Here is a 15,399-nt window from a genome sequence, read left to right as displayed (position 1 = left end):
CCAAGGCTTCTGTCAGTATGCCGCTGTGACATCGCCAAACTTCTCTCTATATTCCGGGCTGCTCCGGGGCCGGTTCCGGCGTGATGCGGCCGGCGCCGGGGCGGTTCAAGAGGAGACACCGTGCAGACGACGCTGCTCGGCCTGGCAATCGCCTTCATCATTGCGCTGATTGCCGCGCTCGTCGGGCCATATTTCATCGATTGGAGCCAGTTTCGGCCGCAGTTCGAGGCCGAGGCGACGCGCGTCCTCGGCGCGCCGGTCCGCGTCGGCGGCAAGCTTGACGCGCGCCTGCTGCCGGCGCCGTCGCTGCAACTGCATTCGGTCGTGGTCGGCGGCGCCAACGATCTTGGCAAGGTTCGCGCCGACAAGCTCGACGTTGAATTCAGCCTGGACTCCCTGATGCGCGGCGAGGTGCGCGCGACCGAGCTGACGATCAGCCGCATGTCGCTCGACCTCGGTCTCGATTCCAGAGGGCGGATCGACTGGCCGGCTTCGACCGGGACGTTCAATCTGGGCTCGCTGGCGATCGACCGGCTCAATCTCACCGGCCGCGTCGCGCTGCATGATGCGGCGAGCCGCTCTACGCTCGAGCTGAATGACATTGCCTTCAGTGGCGATGTCCGCTCGCTTGCCGGTTCGATCCGCGGTGACGGCAATTTCACGTTCTCGGGCACGCGCTATCCGTTCCGCGTCTCTTCGGGACAGGGGCCCGACGGCGGCGGCACCCGCGTCCATCTCAATATCGATCCGGGCCACCGTGCGCTCGCGATCGATCTCGACGGTCTACTGAGCTTCGATGCCCGCGCGCCACGCTTTGAAGGCGCCATGACGCTCGCCGCTCCCGCCCAGAAGGGAAAGGCCGACGAGGTGCCGTGGCGGATCGCCGCCAAGCTCAAGGCTGATTATTCGGCCGCGCGGCTCGACCAGCTGGAAGTGAGCTACGGTGCCGAGGAGCGCGCGCTAAAACTTTCGGGCAGCGGCGACATCCGCTTCGGGGCATCGCCGCTGCTACGCGCGGCCCTCTCGGCGCGTCAGCTTGATGCCGACCGGCTTGTCGCAAAGGATAATTCCGCCGAGCCGGTTCGCGCGCTGCCGGCGCTGCGGGTCCTCAACGCCGCCATTCCGCATTTGCCGATTCCTGCGCGGCTCGAACTCGGGTCCGAGCAGGTCATGCTGGGTGGACGCCCGCTGCAGGACATCACTGCCGAGCTGCAAGGCGATGCGAAGTCGTGGCGCGTCCACAGGCTGGAGTTCCGCGCGCCCGGCGCGACCAGGGTCTCGCTCAGCGAGGCCGGCGCCACGAATGTTGCCCCGGACCGCTTCAAGGCCGCACTCAGCGTTGAATCCTCAGACCCCGACGCGCTGCTGACCTGGCTGCAGGGCCGCGGCGAGATTGCCTATCGGAGCCAGAAGCCGTTTCGTCTGCGTGGCGACATCACCGTAGCGCCTGAAGGCTTTGCCATCGACACCATGAAAGCCGACATCGAAGGCGGCACGGTGGAGGGGCGGATAATGCTGTCCCACCGGCAAGCGGATCACGGCTCCCGCGTCGATGCGGAACTGAAGTCGGAGCGTCTCGACCTCGATGCCGTCACGGCCTTTGCGCGTTCGCTGGCGGGACCGCAAGGCGAGTGGCCGGACGAGGCAAGGCTTTCGCTCGATATCGGCCGGGCCATCTCGGCTGGGCAGGAACTGAGCCCCCTGTTCGCGAAACTGGCCTACTCACCGTCGAAGCTATCGCTGGAGCAGCTGAAGATCGGGAAGCTCGAGAATGTGATACTGGACGGTGCTGGCACGTTCGATCGCCTCAATGCGACCGGATGGTTTGCGCTTAATTCGAGCGCAGCTTCGCTCGGCCGGTTGACCAGTCTGATCGTCCCCTTTTCACCAACGCTCGCCGCCCGGCTCAATACGTTGGGGACCGGCCCGGGGCCGGCGCGCCTGAAACTGGCACTCGACCTCACCAAAGGCGCCGTGCAGTCCGATCGCGTCCAGGCGCGCGCCGTCGCCGATCTCGATTCGGCGCTGCTCAAGGGCGGCATCACGATCACCGGCAGACCGGCTGTCGCGGCAATCCAGGGGCTCGATCTCGCGGCTCTTTGGCGCAGTGAGGTGTGGATCGATTCGAAATTGTCGTCCGAGCAGGGCGGCGCCTTGCTTGCCTTGCTCGGCCTCGATCGCGTCGTCTCCGCGGGCGATGGTCCCGCACGGTTCGAGGGTACCGCGACGGGTGCGTGGGGTGCGCCGCTCCGGCTCAAGGCAAAGGTCTCGGCAGTCGGCCTCGACGCTGAAGCGGAAGGCTCCGCCGAACCATGGGCGGCGGAGGCGCAGGCAAACCTCGGCCTGAAAGTTCGCAGCGCCAATTTCGGGCCGCTGCTCGATCTCAAGCCGCAGGATACGCTCGCACAGAACATCGGCCTGTCGTCGCGCGTGCAGCTCGCCGGCAACAAGCTGACCCTCGACGATCTCGACAGCACTATCAGCGGCTCGCGCCTGCGCGGCCGTATCGCTGTGACGCTTGGCGAGGAGAAGGAGATCGAAGGCGAAATCGGCGCCGAGCAGCTCGCGCTGGCACCGGCCCTTGGCCTGGCGCTCGGCGCCGCCGGACACGATGCCGCCGAGCCGCTCGGCACCGGGCTCGTGAAGGGCTGGCGCGGCAAGGTCGCCTTCCAGGCGTTGCGGGGCCTGCTTCCCGGCGGCAGCGAATTGCAGCCGGTGAGCGGCATGATCAAGAGCGACGGCCAGTCGCTGACCTTCGATACCATCACGGGCAAGATCGGCGGTGGCGACGTCACCGCAACGATCGATGCGCGCCCCGGCGCCAACGGCATTGGGTTGAACGCAAGCGTCCAGTTCACTGGCGTCGACGGCGCGGCGCTGCGCTATCGTAACCTTGCAATGCCGGCCGGCCGCGCGTCGCTGCAGATGACGCTGACGAGCCAGGGTCGCAGCGCCCAGGCGCTTGCCGGCGCGCTGTCCGGCAGTGGAACGCTGACGCTGGAAGCGGCCAAAATCGCGGGCCTCGATCCGCGCGCCTTCGAAGTGGCGGTGCGCGCCAATGACAGCGGGCAGGCCAAGGACGATGTCAGATTGAAGCAGATCGTCGAGGCCACCCTGCCGGCCGGCGCGCTTGCGATTCCGTCGGCTCAAATTCCGTTCACCATCCGCGACGGCCGGCTTCGCGTGGGAGCCACGACGCTGGACGGCAATGGCGTGCGCGCCACCGTCTCCGGCGGATATGATATTGCCGCCGATCAGGCCGATATCCGCGCCGCGCTTTCGTTGACGATGACAACCGGGCGGCCCGAAATCCAGCTGCTTGCGGTGGGTACGCCCGACGCGCTCAACCGCAGCGTCGACGTTGCGCCATTGTCGTCGTGGCTGGCCGTGCGCGCGATCGATCACGAAACCAAGAGGTTAGACGCCATCGAGCGTGGTGAGCCGCCGCCGGCGGCGCCGCCACCGATCGTGCTGCCCGCGGAGGGACAATTGCCGATTCCGGAAGCGGCGCCGAGCGCGCCGGCGGCGCAGAAGGGCGGCCGCGACCCGCGGCGGCCGCCGGCGAAGAAGGCGACAGTGCCGCGTCCTCCGACCGTCAATGCGCCGCCCGCGCCGGTCGCGGGCCCGCCACAGGTTGCCCCGCTGCCGCCGCCGATCGACGTCAGGCCTGCGCCAGGCGCCGCCAAGCCGAGACCGCGTCCGCCGCTGGCGCTGACGCCGCAGGTCGCCAATCCGCCGCCGCCGCGCTCGAACTAGAGCGTGGACTCATTGGCGCGCTGCCACAGGCGGCCGGCCGTTTTTGAGGCAAAGCAGAGATCAAGTGGCTGGCAGCTCCCGCAAACTCGGTCGAAAATGACCACAACCGGACCCTCGATTGTGAGCGCCTACACTCGCGATCGCGTCTGATCCGTTGAGACCGCCGCCACGGGTGCTAAAAAACGAAAAGGATTTTGCGAGTCTTGCTCAGCCGTTCCAGCCAGCCCTGGCGAGACCTTCTTCGATGCGCTGGGCGTAGATGGCGTCTCGAAACGGAAGCCTCGCGCTATATGCGCTGCGCGAGATCTCGGGCTCCCGGCGGCGGATTTCGGCGACACATTGCGCGGCATCCGCCTTGCGGCCGAGCTGCCCACGACTGGCGGCCAACATCTGATGACCGAGCCAGTAGAGTGGCGTTAGGGTCACGGCGCGAAAGGCGGTCTGCTCCGCGGCCTCGTAGGATCCGAGCTGATAGTGGGCGACGGCCATAGCTGGAATGCAGCGCCCGACGGTACGGTCATGCGGGCGCAAGCGAAATGAATGCGCTACGGTCTTGAGCGCTTCCTCGAATTCGCCGACACAGTCGAGTGCATAGCCAAGCACCGAATAGGCGTGCGCGAGACTCGGATTGAGTGCAATCGCTTGGCGCGCGGCCGCTATGGCCTCCTCGTGCCGGCGCAGCCAAAGCGAGCTTTGCGCGAAAAACATGTGCGCTCGCGCATCCTTCTCGTCGAGGGTGAGTGCCTTGCGGGCGAACTCGAATGCGCTTTGCAGCGTTGGCTCAAAGTCTGCACCAAACTGCGCCGAAATATACTTGCTGTATGCCATGCTGGCATAGGCCGGGGGATAGTTGGGATCGGCCTCAATGGCTGCCGTAAACAGGCGCTGTGCCTCGGCTATGCCTTCCGGGGTGAACTTGTAGAGGTGCCAGTTGCCGCGCTGGACGAGATCGTAGCCGGTAAAGCTGCTGCGCGCTGTTGCCCGACGCTCCTCCACTTCCATGATCTCCGGTTCGATCGCAGCCGCGATGCTCGTGGTGATGTCGTCCTGAATCGCAAAGAGATCACCGAGCTCGCGATCATAGCGTTGTGCCCAAACGTGGTGTCCGGTCGGCGCGTCGATGAGCTGGGCGGTTATGCGGACTCGGTTCGCCACCTTGCGGACGCTCCCTTCCAACACGTAGCGGGCACCGAGTTCCTGGCCGACCTGTTTGATATCGAGTGCACGGCCCTTGTAGACGAAGGACGAGTTGCGGGCGATCACGGGGAAACGGCACCAGGTCGCAATCGCTGTGATGAGATCCTCGCTGATGCCGTCAGCAAAGTACTGTTGCTCGGGGTCGCCGCTCATGTTTTCGAACGGCAGCACGGCGAAGGTCGGGCGATCGCTGAGATCCGGCAGTTGCGTGGGTGTGGCGGAGCCGGCCGCTGCCGTGGGCCGGTCGAATATGACGCGGTAAAGCCGCATCGGCCGGACGATGTTCTTGAGCTGCCGCTCGCCGAGATCTTCGAAACCAAGGTCGAGCCGGCCGCTCGCGTCCTCCTGGACGCGGGCGGAGACGCAGATGCCGCCAGGCTCGGCCATCGTCTCGAGCCTCGCTGCGATGTTGACGCCGTCGCCATAAATGTCCTCGCCGTCGATCATCACGTCGCAGGCGTTGATGCCGAGCCGAAACACAAGGCGCTGCGCCTCCGGCACGTTAGCATTGCGCTCGGCCATCCCGCGCTGGACCTCGACGGCGCAGCGGACCGCGCCGAGCACGCTCTCGAAAGTAGCTAGGAAACCGTCGCCCGTGGTCTTCACTACTCGGCCGCGATGCTCCCGGATGCTTGGCTCGATCAGCTCCCGAAGGTGCGCTACGAACGAGGCGTGAGTGCCTTCCTCGTCGACGCCCATGAGCCGCGAATAACCAGCCACATCGGCTGCCAGAATGGCGGAGAGCTTGCGTTCAATCTCTGCAGTGCCCATTTCCTGCCGCCTCGTTCGAGAGCCGGAACCTAGGACGATGGAGTATAACCGAGGCCGCCACAAATTTCATGGGCTCAACTGCTGTCAAACTCTCGCTTTCCTCTCGACCGCGACCGGGAGCCTGAGAAGGTTTGCTTTCAGTCCTCTTCCCAGAAAGGCGCCACACGTCCGCTGCTGGCCCTTCGCATCATTTCGCCGCCGTGCGGTAATCGCGCCGATTTGAGGACAGGGCAGACATTGCTTCTGTCCATCACGCCACCCACTGCATGAGTACACGGCCTAGCCGAGTACAATCTCCCGGCCGATCCCGATCGCTCGCAAGAATGCCTCATCGTGGCTGATGACGATCAGCGCGCCGTCGAATCCTTTGAGCGCAGCTTCCAGTTCCTCGATCGCCGCGAGATCGAGGTGATTGGTCGGCTCGTCGAGCAGCAACAGGAATGGCGGCTGCGGGCGCGCGAACACGCAGGCGAGACCTGCGCGCAGCCGCTCGCCGCCGCTGAGGGTCGCCGCGATCTGCAGCGCTGCGCGATTACGGAACGCAAACCGGGCGAGCGCAGCGTGAGCTTCGTTCGCCGTGAGTTCGGGATTCAAGCGACCGAGATTGTCGAGAATGCTTAGACCGGGATCAAGCAGGCCGACATGCTGATCGAGCACGGCAATGCGGTCGGTGAGGCGGCTGATTTCGCCGCTCGCAGGTCTCAGCTCGCCGGAGATCAGGCGGAACAGGGTGGTCTTACCGGAGCCATTGGCGCCGCGGATGGCGATCCGCTCGGGACCGCGCACCTCGAATGACAGCGGCCCGAACAGGCGGCGCTTGCCGAAGGCCATCACCACGTCCCTGAACGTGATGAGTTCGCGGCCGCCGGGCAGATCGGTGCGCGGCAGGTCGATCGAGAGCGGTGTCAGGATTTCGACCTGCGACTTGGCCGTCTCCAGCGCTTCGACGCGCTCGCCGAGCAGGCGGGTCGCGAGCAGGCTTTCGCGCGCGGCGCTGTTCTCGGCGCGCTCCTTCTCGCGATCCATGAACATCTTGTCCTCGATGCCCTTGGCGCGCCAGGCGCGGCCGGCCTTGTCGCGGCGCGCTTTCTTCTCGCGCCCCTTCTGCACCGCGCGCTCGGTGTTGCGCAAGGCGTCCGCCGCGCGCTCGAGGTCTGCGGCGGCACGGGCGTGGGCGGCGTCACGCGCCTGCGCAAAGGCTGACCACGCGCCTCCGAAGATCGTGATGCCGACCGGCGTCAATTCGACGATGCGGTCGACGCGCTCCAATAGCGCGCGGTCGTGGCTGGCGAGGAGGATGCCGCCCTGCCAGCGTTCCAGCATTTCGGCCACGGCCTGACGGCCGTCCGTGTCGAGATTGTTGGTTGGCTCATCCAATAGCAGCACATCGGGCGCCTCGATCAAAACGCGCGCCAGCGCGACGCGGGTTCGTTCGCCGCCGCTCAAGGATAGGATCGGGCGATGCAGCGGCAAAGACGGCAGTCCAGCTTCGACCAGTGCCGTTTGTACCTTCGTCTCCAGTGTCCAATCCGCCTCCGCCGCGTCTTCGAGTGATCCTTCGCCGCGTTCGAGACGGCGCAGGCGGGCAAGACCGCCGGCAACGCCGAGCGCCTCGTCGACGGATAGCCGCTCGTCACTGAGTTGCGCCAGCACGCCGATCGAGCCGATGCGCTGGAGCGATCCACCGGCAGGTTCGATCTCGCCCGCGATCAGGCGCAACAATGTGGATTTGCCGCTGCCGTTGCGGCCGACAAGGCCGGTGCGCTCGCCTCCAATGGCGAGCGTCAATCCATTGAACAGCGGGCGTCCGTCAGGCGTGGCAAGAGAGATGGAATCCAGAACGAGGAAGGCAGGCATGGAGAGTTTCCGAAAATGGACTGATGTCGCGGGGCATGGTCAGCTTTGCGAGGTCCATTTCTCTCTCCAGGGATGCTCTCGGACGGGTGGGCTTCGTCAGGTTCCGGTTGAGGAACGGCAACGGCCGCCAATTAGATACGCATTGTCCTCATTCCCGTCCAGCGTGCCGGACGCGCTTCTCGGGTGGTGCGGCGGGAATAGTTCGGGCGCGGCGGTGTCTCTACCTCCGGCTGGACCGTGGATTCGCGTCAGGCAGGAAAACCGGAGGTTCGAATGATCAAATCGGCAATCAAGCTCGCAACGCTGGCACTCTTCTCGACGGCCCTGATCATTTCTTCGCCATCTATTCCGGCCTTTGCCGCGGGCGGCGGCGGCGATCCGCCGTCAGCCAATCCGCCGCCGCCGGACAACCGATCCGGTGCCAAACCGTCCAAAGCCAAGAAGAAGGCGACCAAACAGTCGAGTGTCGACGATGATGCGTTCCGGCAGGGTTACCGTGCCGCGCATGCGACGATCTATGAGCGCGGCGATTATGCCGGTGCCATCGAGCAGCTCAAGGCCCTCGGCCGTGACGACAATGCAGGCGTCGCCAACCTGATCGGCTATTCCTATCGCAAGCTCGGTGACTACAGGCTGTCGCAGACCTGGTACGAGCGTGCGCTGAAAGCGGACCCGAACCATGTGCTGACCTGGCAGTATTACGGCCTGTGGCAGATCGAGCAGGGTAATCGCGACCAGGCGTCGTATCATCTCAGCCGCATCGCGGCGATTTGCGGCACCGGCTGCGAGGAATATCGGTCGCTGGCCGCGGCGCTGGAAAAGCCGCCCGGCACCGGACTCGTCTATTGAACGCAGTGGAGCGGGGCGGGCGCGCTGGTGGTGCGCTCGCCGCGATAGGACCTCAAGCCTGAGGCCGCGGGGCGTCGGAGGCTGCGGCGGGAGGCATGGCGCGGTTGCGGAAGTAGTCGAGCACGAACAATCGGATCGCCGAGGACAGGTTGCCCTGCTGGCGATTGCTGTCGATCTCGCCGACCAGTTCGGACAACGTCATGTTCCGCAGGCCCGAGATTTCCTTCATGCCGTTCCAGAAAGCCTCCTCGAGGCTGACGCTGGTCTTGTGGCCGGCGACCACGATCGAGCGTTTGACCACGGGCGACTTCATGACGCGTCTCCGCCATTGAGCTTGTGCTGGTCCAGAAGATCGGCGGCGCGATCCTTGCGACGTTCATCGAGCGCGCGCTCGGCCTTGGTCCGGCCGAACCGCGCGCGGTTGGCATCGGCCTGTTTTGCCGATTGTTCCCGCTCGCTGCGCTTCTTGAATCGCTTCAGGTTGATCACGTCTCCCATGTTCGCCTCCATTATCCGGCGACTCGAAGGCATGATGATTCATTGGACGGAAAAATGTCGAGTACTGCGCAAGCAAATTGGTTGGTCATTCGGAATCCCCGTCAAGTGCTCTGTGATAGCACCAAAAAATAAATTTCGCTCTGCGAAAACCAAATATTTCCTGCTCCTACCACGCGTCCACGCAACGGCGATAGAAGATCACCTCATTCTTTTCGTACGATCCATAATTTATACGCCTCATCCGTAGTTTCCCGGGGGGACGGCTGCGGCCATCAGCCCGGGTGTGTCATTTTGTCCGGCTGTACCAGACGTTCGAATTCGGCGGCGTTCACAAACCCGAGACGTACCGCTTCTTCCTTCAACGTTGTTCCGCGCGCGTGTGCCGCTTTGGCGACCTTCGCTGCATTGTCGTATCCGATCTTGGGAGCGAGCGCGGTGACCAGCATCAGCGAGCGCTCCATCAATTCGCGGATTCGCTTTTCATCGGCGCGTATGCCCACCACGCAATGTTCGGTGAACGAGCGCGCCGCGTCCGACAGCAGTTGAATGGAATGCATCATACAATATGCCAATAGGGGTTTGTAAACATTCAGTTCGAAATGGCCCTGGCTCCCTGCCATCGTGACGGCGGTCTGGTTGCCGAACACCTGACAGCAGACCATGGTCATCGCTTCGCACTGCGTTGGGTTGACCTTGCCGGGCATGATTGACGAGCCCGGTTCGTTTTCCGGCAAAATCAGTTCGCCAAGACCGGAACGCGGGCCCGAGCCCAGGAGGCGAATGTCGTTGGCGATCTTGAACAGCCCGGTCGCCACCGAATTGATCGCGCCATGTGCCATGACGTAGGCATCATTGGACGCCAGCGCCTCGAATTTGTTGGGCGCGCTGGTGAAGGGCAGCCGCGTGATTTTCGCGACGTGTTTTGCGAATAGCTTTGCAAATCGCGGCTTCGAATTGAGGCCGGTCCCGACCGCGGTGCCGCCTTGCGCCAGCGGGAACAATTCCTTCACCGCCGTTCGCAGCCGCGCGATGCCACTCTCGACCTGCGCGGCGTAGCCCGAAAACTCCTGCCCAAGCGTCAGCGGCGTTGCGTCCTGGGTGTGGGTTCGGCCGATCTTGACGATTTTGGCGAACGCCTTTTCCTTCTTTCGCAACTCGCGATGCAGTTCGCTCAAGGCCGGTATAAGGTCGGACGTAATGCGTCCGGCAGCAGCGATGTGCATCGCCGTCGGAAATGAATCGTTCGACGACTGGCTCATATTGACGTGATCGTTGGGATGAACCGGCTCCTTGGCGCCGAGCTTGCCGCCAAGGATCTCGTTGGCGCGGTTGGCGATCACCTCGTTGAGGTTCATGTTGGTCTGGGTGCCGGAGCCGGTCTGCCAGACGACCAGCGGAAAGTGATCGTCGAGCTTGCCGTCGATCACCTCGCGTGCGGCGCGGATGATGGCGCCGGCCCTGCGCGCGTCGAGCAGTCCGAGTTCCCGATTGGTTTCAGCGGCGGCGAGCTTGACAAGGCCGAGCGCATGGACGACCGCCATCGGCATGCGGTCCTGGCCGATCTTGAAGTTCTGGCGCGAGCGCTCGGTCTGCGCGCCCCAATAGCGGTCGGCGGCGACGTCGATCGGACCGAAGCTGTCGGTCTCGCTGCGGGTGGATTTGTTTCCGGATGTTTCTGATCGAGCCATACGTCATGTCCATTGCGCCGTGAAATGGCGGAACGGACACATTACAGGGCCGCGGTTTTTCCCGCGCCTAGATTATTTCTTACGAAAGCGGTCCAGCCGCACCACTTCGGCGCCTTCGCTCGTCTTCGCCGGCTCGTCATTGCTTTCGGCGGCCGCCTCCGGCGTGGCGACGGGCACGGCAGAGGGCGTCGGGACTGCCGGCAGCTTCGCAGGCGGTGCCTCTGCGGCGCCTTCCGACGGTTCGAATTGCAGCCCGAACTGTACGGATGGATCGAGGAAGCTCTTGATTGCCGCGAACGGCACCACCAGCCGCTCCGGGATGCCGCCAAAGGACAGGCCGACTTCGAAACGATCTTCGGTCACCACCAGATCCCAGAACTGGTGCTGCAGGATGATCGTCATCTCGTCCGGATATTGCGCCAGAAGCCGCGGCGACAGCTTCACGCCATCGGCGGTCGACAGGAAAGTGATGAAGAAATGATGCTCGCCAGGCAGGCCGTGTTCGGCGGCGTCGGCCAGCACGCGGCGCAGCACCCCGCGCAACGCGTCGCGCGCCAGCACGTCATAACGAATATGATCGGTTGCCATGGTCGTCCTGTTACGTTGGATGGCCGCCGGTCACCCGACTCGCCCCCTTGCCCTCATGCTACCCCGGTGGGAGCCGCAGGTCAGCAGGCGTGACAGACCGAATTGCGGCAGAACGGCCCCGTCGGCCGGAGGTGAAAAAGAATAAAGTGGAGGCTTCTGTTGCCAGGTGCCTCCGGACCCCGCCTAGTGGAGCTTAACCCGCTAGGACTTTAGATTGGTCTTTCAAACTGCGTTACGCAGCCTGAGCAACCGGAGCATAGTTGTCGTTTGCAACTATTGCATAGCCCGATAACGGCGGAACAATACCGGGAAAAAACGCGCCCTTTACGCCCTCGTCGATCCTGGTTCGCCCCCGCCGAAACCCGCTCTGGAAAGGGTGGGCTTGGGTGGAGGCGCCGGGTACTGCCCCCGGGTCCGAATGGTTTATTGCGACGGTCATTTATTTCCATAGCCGGCGAACCGGCACCCCGAATATAGGGTGCGCGACCGGAGAAAAACAGGGCCCCATGGCCTGAACGGGACGGGAACACCACCTCGGAGTTTCGTTTTGGTGTCGCCGAGTTGCGGTTTCGCCACGGACTCGACCTTTCCCGAATAGGATGCCGGCTTACCGCACCGGCGCGGTTCGGTTTCGGTCAGCAGACAAGGTCGATCGCTAATTCATCCGGGTGTTGCGGCGCTGCAATCGCAGTGGTTGCGGATCTATGGCTTTCCTGGCGCGCTTGATGGCCACTTTACGGCGTCGTTTGCCATCCGCCTCGGAAGCGTTTGGTTTTGCTGGCGTTGCGTGAGGAAACTCGCTAGGCAGTTTCCGGGACAGCATACCGTTATCCGATCAACGGGCTCAAAGCCCGCTTTGGGGAGGAGTATCCATGAACGCCACGCCCGGCCAGGCGCCGGTCAAATCCATTATGCCGAAATGGGTTCGCAACCCGCAGGAATTTGTCGGCGGAATTGCCTTGATGGCGATTGCCGTGTTTGCCCTTTGGGCATCAAGCGATCTGCAGGGCATGCGCGGCTTTTCGTTCGGCGCCGGTACTGCGCCGCGGATGTTCGCATTTTTGCTGCTGGGATTGGGCGCTCTCATCACTGTCGTCGGCATTTTCACCGAAGGTCCTCATCTTGCGAAATACCATTGGCGGGGACCTTTCTTCGTGACGATCGCGATTTTGACGTTTGCTTTCACGATCCGGCCCATGGGGATGATCTTTGCCGCTATGGCCAGCTTCCTGATCGCGGCATGCGGGACACCCGAGACGCGATGGATGGAAACTGTTATCGTCGCCGTCTGCCTGACGGCGTTTTGCAGCCTGTTGTTTCCGTATGCGCTCGGCCTGCCTTTGCAGCTCCTGCCGACTTTCATGATCCGGTGAGGGCGTTATGGGAGATGTCTTCGCAAATCTCAGCCTCGGCTTTGGCGTCGTTTTCAACTTCGTGCAGTGGACGCCCGCTTTTCTAGGCGGAGCTTCCATTCCGATTCCGGTCAATATTCTGCTGTGCCTGATCGGTGCGCTGGTCGGTACGCTGGTCGGCGTGCTGCCGGGCATCGGCACCATCGCCACCGTGGCAATGCTGCTGCCGATCACCTTCGGCCTGCCCCCCGTCGGCGCGCTGATCATGCTGGCCGGCATCTACTATGGTGCGCAGTATGGCGGCTCGACCACGTCGATCCTGGTGAATATTCCAGGTGAGGCCGGTTCAGTGGTTACCGCGCTCGACGGCTTCCAGATGGCGAAAAGAGGCCGCGCCGGTCCGGCGCTCGCGATCGCCGCAATCGGATCGTTCTTCGCCGGCTGCGTTGCGACCGTGCTGATTGCCCTGCTGGGCGCGCCGCTCACCAAGATTGCGCTGGCGTTCGGTCCTGCCGAATATTTCTCGCTGATGGTGCTCGGCCTGATCTTCGCGGTCGTGCTCGCGAAGGGCTCGGTGCTGAAGGCGATCGCAATGATCGTGATGGGGCTGCTGCTGTCGATGGTCGGGTCCGACATCGAGACCGGTGCGTCGCGCATGGCCTTCAACATTCCCGAACTGGCGGACGGTCTTGGTTTCGCGACGCTGGCGATGGGACTGTTCGGTTTTGCGGAGATCATTCGCAATCTCGACGCCGGTGGTGAAACCGATCGCAAGCTGGTCCAGGAGAAGGTTTCGGGACTGATGCCGACGCGGAAGGATCTCAAGGATGCGGCGCCCGCGGTGGGGCGCGGTACCGTCCTCGGATCGATCCTCGGCATTCTGCCGGGCGGCGGCGCCGTGATCGCATCGTTCGCGGCCTACACGCTCGAGAAGAAGATCGCGAAAGATCCCTCGAAGTTCGGTCATGGCGAAATCCGCGGTGTTGCAGCACCCGAGAGTGCGAACAATGCCGCCGCCCAGACTTCCTTCATCCCGTTGCTCACGCTCGGCATCCCACCCAACGCCGTCATGGCGCTGATGGTCGGCGCGATGACTATTCATGGCATCGTGCCGGGCCCGCAGGTGATGCAGAAGCAGCCGGACCTGGTATGGGGCATGATTGCTTCGATGTGGGTCGGCAACCTGATGCTGCTCATCATCAACCTGCCGCTGGTCGGGATATGGGTGCGGCTCCTGCGCGTGCCTTATCGCTTGATGTTCCCTTCGATCGTGGTTTTCTGCTGTATCGGCATCTACTCCGTCAACAACGCGCCAACCGACGTCATGATCGCCGGTGCGTTCGGGTTGTTCGGCTACTGGCTGATCAAGCACGATTTCGAGCCGGCCCCGTTGCTGCTCGGCATGGTGCTTGGACCGCTGATGGAAGAGAACCTGCGTCGTGCGCTGTTGATCTCGCGCGGCGACTGGTCGGTCTTCCTGACGCGTCCGCTGTCGGCGGTGCTGATGGCGATCGCCGCTGCGTTGCTGGTCCTTACGGTGCTGCCAGCGCTACGCAAGAAGCGCGACGAGGTGTTCGTGGAGTCGGAGAACTGACCTGCGTCGGTGCGCCGCAGCCCGAAGTCTGGTCGACTTCGGGCTAATTTTCTATGCCATAGAAAATGCCGACCGGCGGGTTCGGCATTATAACAAATTTCGGGAGATCAAAATGAATCGGTACGGTCGCTTGCTTGCGAGCGGTTTTGTGGCAGTGCTTGCCGGGCTGGGCCTGTCTTCTTCGCAGGCGCTGGCTCAGAACTACCCGACGCGCAACATCACCATGATCGTGCCGTTCGCGGCGGGCGGACCGACAGACGTCATCGCCCGCATCGTCACTGGCCACATGGCACAGACGCTCGGTCAGACCATCATCATCGAAAACGTGGTCGGCGCCGGCGGCACCACTGCCACGACACGCGCGGCGAAAGCCGCCAATGACGGCTATACGCTCATCACCGGTCACATGGGCACGCATGCGGCCTCCGTGCCGCTCTATCCGAAACTTGCCTATCACCCGGAAAAAGACTTCGAGCCGGTCGGTCTGCTCGCCGGCACGCCGATCCTGATCCTGGCGCGCAAGGACCTGCCGCCGAAGGATCTCAAGGAATTCATCGCCTACGTCAAAGCGAACGAGACCAAGGTCAACGCGGCGCATGCCGGCATCGGCTCGGTCTCCAACGTCTCGTGCGAACTCTTGAACTCGGTGCTCGGCGTCAAGCCGATCGGCGTTCCCTTCAACGGGACGGGTCCGGCGATGAACGCGCTGGTTGCCGGACAGGTCGACTACATGTGCGACCAGATCGTCAATGCCGTGCCGCAGATCAACGGCGGCACCATCAAGGCCTATGCCGTGGCGACGCCGGAGCGCAATCCATCGCTGCCCAATGTTCCGACCACGGCCGAGGCCGGACTGCCGGCCTTCCAGGCCCAGGCCTGGAACGCAATCTTCGCGCCGAAGGGAACGCCGCCGGATGTCATCGCCAAACTGAACGCGGCCATTGTCAAGGCGCTGGAGGATGAGACCGTGCGCAAGCGTCTGATCGAGCTCGGCAGTGTCATCCCGGCACCCGCCGACCGTACGCCGGCGGCGCTTGGAACCTTGGTGAAGAGCGAAATCGCCAAGTGGACGCCGGTAGTCAAGCCGGTAAATTGATCCACCTGATCAGGACGATGGGCGAGGGGCGGGACAGCGGTTCCCGCCCCTTGTCGTTTATTCCGGGGGTGATCATTTTTCCGGGTATAATCGGTGTTTACGCCGAATCGGCGTGTCGATCGGATGCCCCGGGCGTAAATTCGCTGCTCCGAT

11 protein-coding genes and 1 other RNA gene are annotated in these 15,399 nt (G+C 63.6%); 5 read left to right on the top strand and 7 right to left on the bottom strand.

Going from position 1 to position 15,399, the window contains the following annotated elements:
* Positions 1 to 120: 120 nt before the first annotated feature.
* Positions 121 to 3,756, top strand: coding sequence for an AsmA family protein (locus J6524_RS05885; RefSeq protein ID WP_225669438.1), 3,636 nt, complete (start codon positions 121 to 123; stop codon positions 3,754 to 3,756).
* A gap of 207 nt (positions 3,757 to 3,963) precedes the next feature.
* On the opposite strand, the gene J6524_RS05880 is transcribed toward J6524_RS05885, so the two are convergent.
* The gene (locus J6524_RS05880) at positions 3,964 to 5,724 is read right to left on the bottom strand and encodes an adenylate/guanylate cyclase domain-containing protein (protein WP_225669437.1); all 1,761 of its coding nucleotides are present in this window, start codon (positions 5,722 to 5,724) and stop codon (positions 3,964 to 3,966) included.
* A gap of 279 nt (positions 5,725 to 6,003) precedes the next feature.
* A complete protein-coding gene (locus tag J6524_RS05875; protein WP_225669436.1) occupies positions 6,004 to 7,581 on the bottom strand; it encodes an ABC-F family ATP-binding cassette domain-containing protein in 1,578 nt (525 codons plus the stop codon).
* A gap of 273 nt (positions 7,582 to 7,854) precedes the next feature.
* Between J6524_RS05875 and J6524_RS05870 the strand changes: the two genes are divergently transcribed.
* Positions 7,855 to 8,430 (top strand): tetratricopeptide repeat protein, encoded by a 576-nt coding sequence (locus J6524_RS05870; protein ID WP_225669435.1) that lies wholly within the window; start codon positions 7,855 to 7,857, stop codon positions 8,428 to 8,430.
* 52 nt (positions 8,431 to 8,482) lie between these two features.
* Here the strand turns inward: J6524_RS05870 and J6524_RS05865 are convergent, their stop codons facing one another.
* From J6524_RS05865 to ssrA, 5 genes are all read right to left on the bottom strand, one after another.
* The gene (locus J6524_RS05865) at positions 8,483 to 8,743 is read right to left on the bottom strand and encodes a ribbon-helix-helix domain-containing protein (protein ID WP_225669434.1); all 261 of its coding nucleotides are present in this window, start codon (positions 8,741 to 8,743) and stop codon (positions 8,483 to 8,485) included.
* On the bottom strand, positions 8,740 to 8,928 hold the full coding sequence (locus J6524_RS05860) for a DUF4169 family protein (RefSeq protein WP_225669433.1): 189 nt from the start codon (positions 8,926 to 8,928) through the stop codon (positions 8,740 to 8,742). Before J6524_RS05860 ends, J6524_RS05865 begins: the two co-directional genes overlap by 4 nt.
* 272 nt (positions 8,929 to 9,200) lie before the next feature.
* Positions 9,201 to 10,616 carry a class II fumarate hydratase gene (gene fumC / locus J6524_RS05855; protein WP_225669432.1) on the bottom strand — a complete coding sequence of 472 codons (1,416 nt, stop codon included), beginning with the start codon at positions 10,614 to 10,616 and terminating at the stop codon, positions 9,201 to 9,203.
* Between the two features lie 72 nt (positions 10,617 to 10,688).
* Positions 10,689 to 11,204, bottom strand: a complete 516-nt coding sequence (locus J6524_RS05850; RefSeq protein ID WP_225669431.1) for an SspB family protein — start codon at positions 11,202 to 11,204, stop codon at positions 10,689 to 10,691.
* A gap of 145 nt (positions 11,205 to 11,349) precedes the next feature.
* Positions 11,350 to 11,707, bottom strand: a transfer-messenger RNA (tmRNA) gene (ssrA, locus tag J6524_RS05845).
* Positions 11,708 to 12,076: 369 nt separating this feature from the next.
* On the opposite strand from ssrA, the gene J6524_RS05840 reads away from it, so the two are divergent.
* From J6524_RS05840 to J6524_RS05830, 3 genes are all read left to right on the top strand, one after another.
* The gene (locus J6524_RS05840; RefSeq protein ID WP_225669430.1) at positions 12,077 to 12,577 is read left to right on the top strand and encodes a tripartite tricarboxylate transporter TctB family protein; all 501 of its coding nucleotides are present in this window, start codon (positions 12,077 to 12,079) and stop codon (positions 12,575 to 12,577) included.
* A gap of 7 nt (positions 12,578 to 12,584) precedes the next feature.
* Positions 12,585 to 14,150 carry a tripartite tricarboxylate transporter permease gene (locus J6524_RS05835; RefSeq protein ID WP_225669429.1) on the top strand — a complete coding sequence of 522 codons (1,566 nt, stop codon included), beginning with the start codon at positions 12,585 to 12,587 and terminating at the stop codon, positions 14,148 to 14,150.
* 112 nt (positions 14,151 to 14,262) lie between these two features.
* Positions 14,263 to 15,246, top strand: coding sequence for a tripartite tricarboxylate transporter substrate binding protein BugD (locus J6524_RS05830; protein ID WP_225669428.1), 984 nt, complete (start codon positions 14,263 to 14,265; stop codon positions 15,244 to 15,246).
* Positions 15,247 to 15,399 lie beyond the last annotated feature (153 nt).

Origin of the sequence: Bradyrhizobium hereditatis (assembly GCF_020329435.1) — a bacterium.
GTDB classification, from domain to species: Bacteria; Pseudomonadota; Alphaproteobacteria; order Rhizobiales; family Xanthobacteraceae; genus Bradyrhizobium; species Bradyrhizobium hereditatis.
Note: the sequence above shows the minus strand (reverse complement) of the source record. Positions and strands in the feature narration are given on the sequence as shown.

What these genes read in the sequence shown, in the direction of transcription:
- J6524_RS05880 (WP_225669437.1), bottom strand. Translation starts at nt 5,724, where the DNA reads ATGGGCACTGCAGAGATTGAACGCAAGCTCTCCGCCATTCTGGCAGCC.
- J6524_RS05875 (WP_225669436.1), bottom strand. Translation starts at nt 7,581, where the DNA reads ATGCCTGCCTTCCTCGTTCTGGATTCCATCTCTCTTGCCACGCCTGAC.
- J6524_RS05870 (WP_225669435.1), top strand. Translation starts at nt 7,855, where the DNA reads ATGATCAAATCGGCAATCAAGCTCGCAACGCTGGCACTCTTCTCGACG.
- J6524_RS05865 (WP_225669434.1), bottom strand. Translation starts at nt 8,743, where the DNA reads ATGAAGTCGCCCGTGGTCAAACGCTCGATCGTGGTCGCCGGCCACAAG.
- J6524_RS05860 (WP_225669433.1), bottom strand. Translation starts at nt 8,928, where the DNA reads ATGGGAGACGTGATCAACCTGAAGCGATTCAAGAAGCGCAGCGAGCGG.
- fumC (WP_225669432.1), bottom strand. Translation starts at nt 10,616, where the DNA reads ATGGCTCGATCAGAAACATCCGGAAACAAATCCACCCGCAGCGAGACC.
- J6524_RS05850 (WP_225669431.1), bottom strand. Translation starts at nt 11,204, where the DNA reads ATGGCAACCGATCATATTCGTTATGACGTGCTGGCGCGCGACGCGTTG.
- J6524_RS05840 (WP_225669430.1), top strand. Translation starts at nt 12,077, where the DNA reads ATGAACGCCACGCCCGGCCAGGCGCCGGTCAAATCCATTATGCCGAAA.
- J6524_RS05835 (WP_225669429.1), top strand. Translation starts at nt 12,585, where the DNA reads ATGGGAGATGTCTTCGCAAATCTCAGCCTCGGCTTTGGCGTCGTTTTC.
- J6524_RS05830 (WP_225669428.1), top strand. Translation starts at nt 14,263, where the DNA reads ATGAATCGGTACGGTCGCTTGCTTGCGAGCGGTTTTGTGGCAGTGCTT.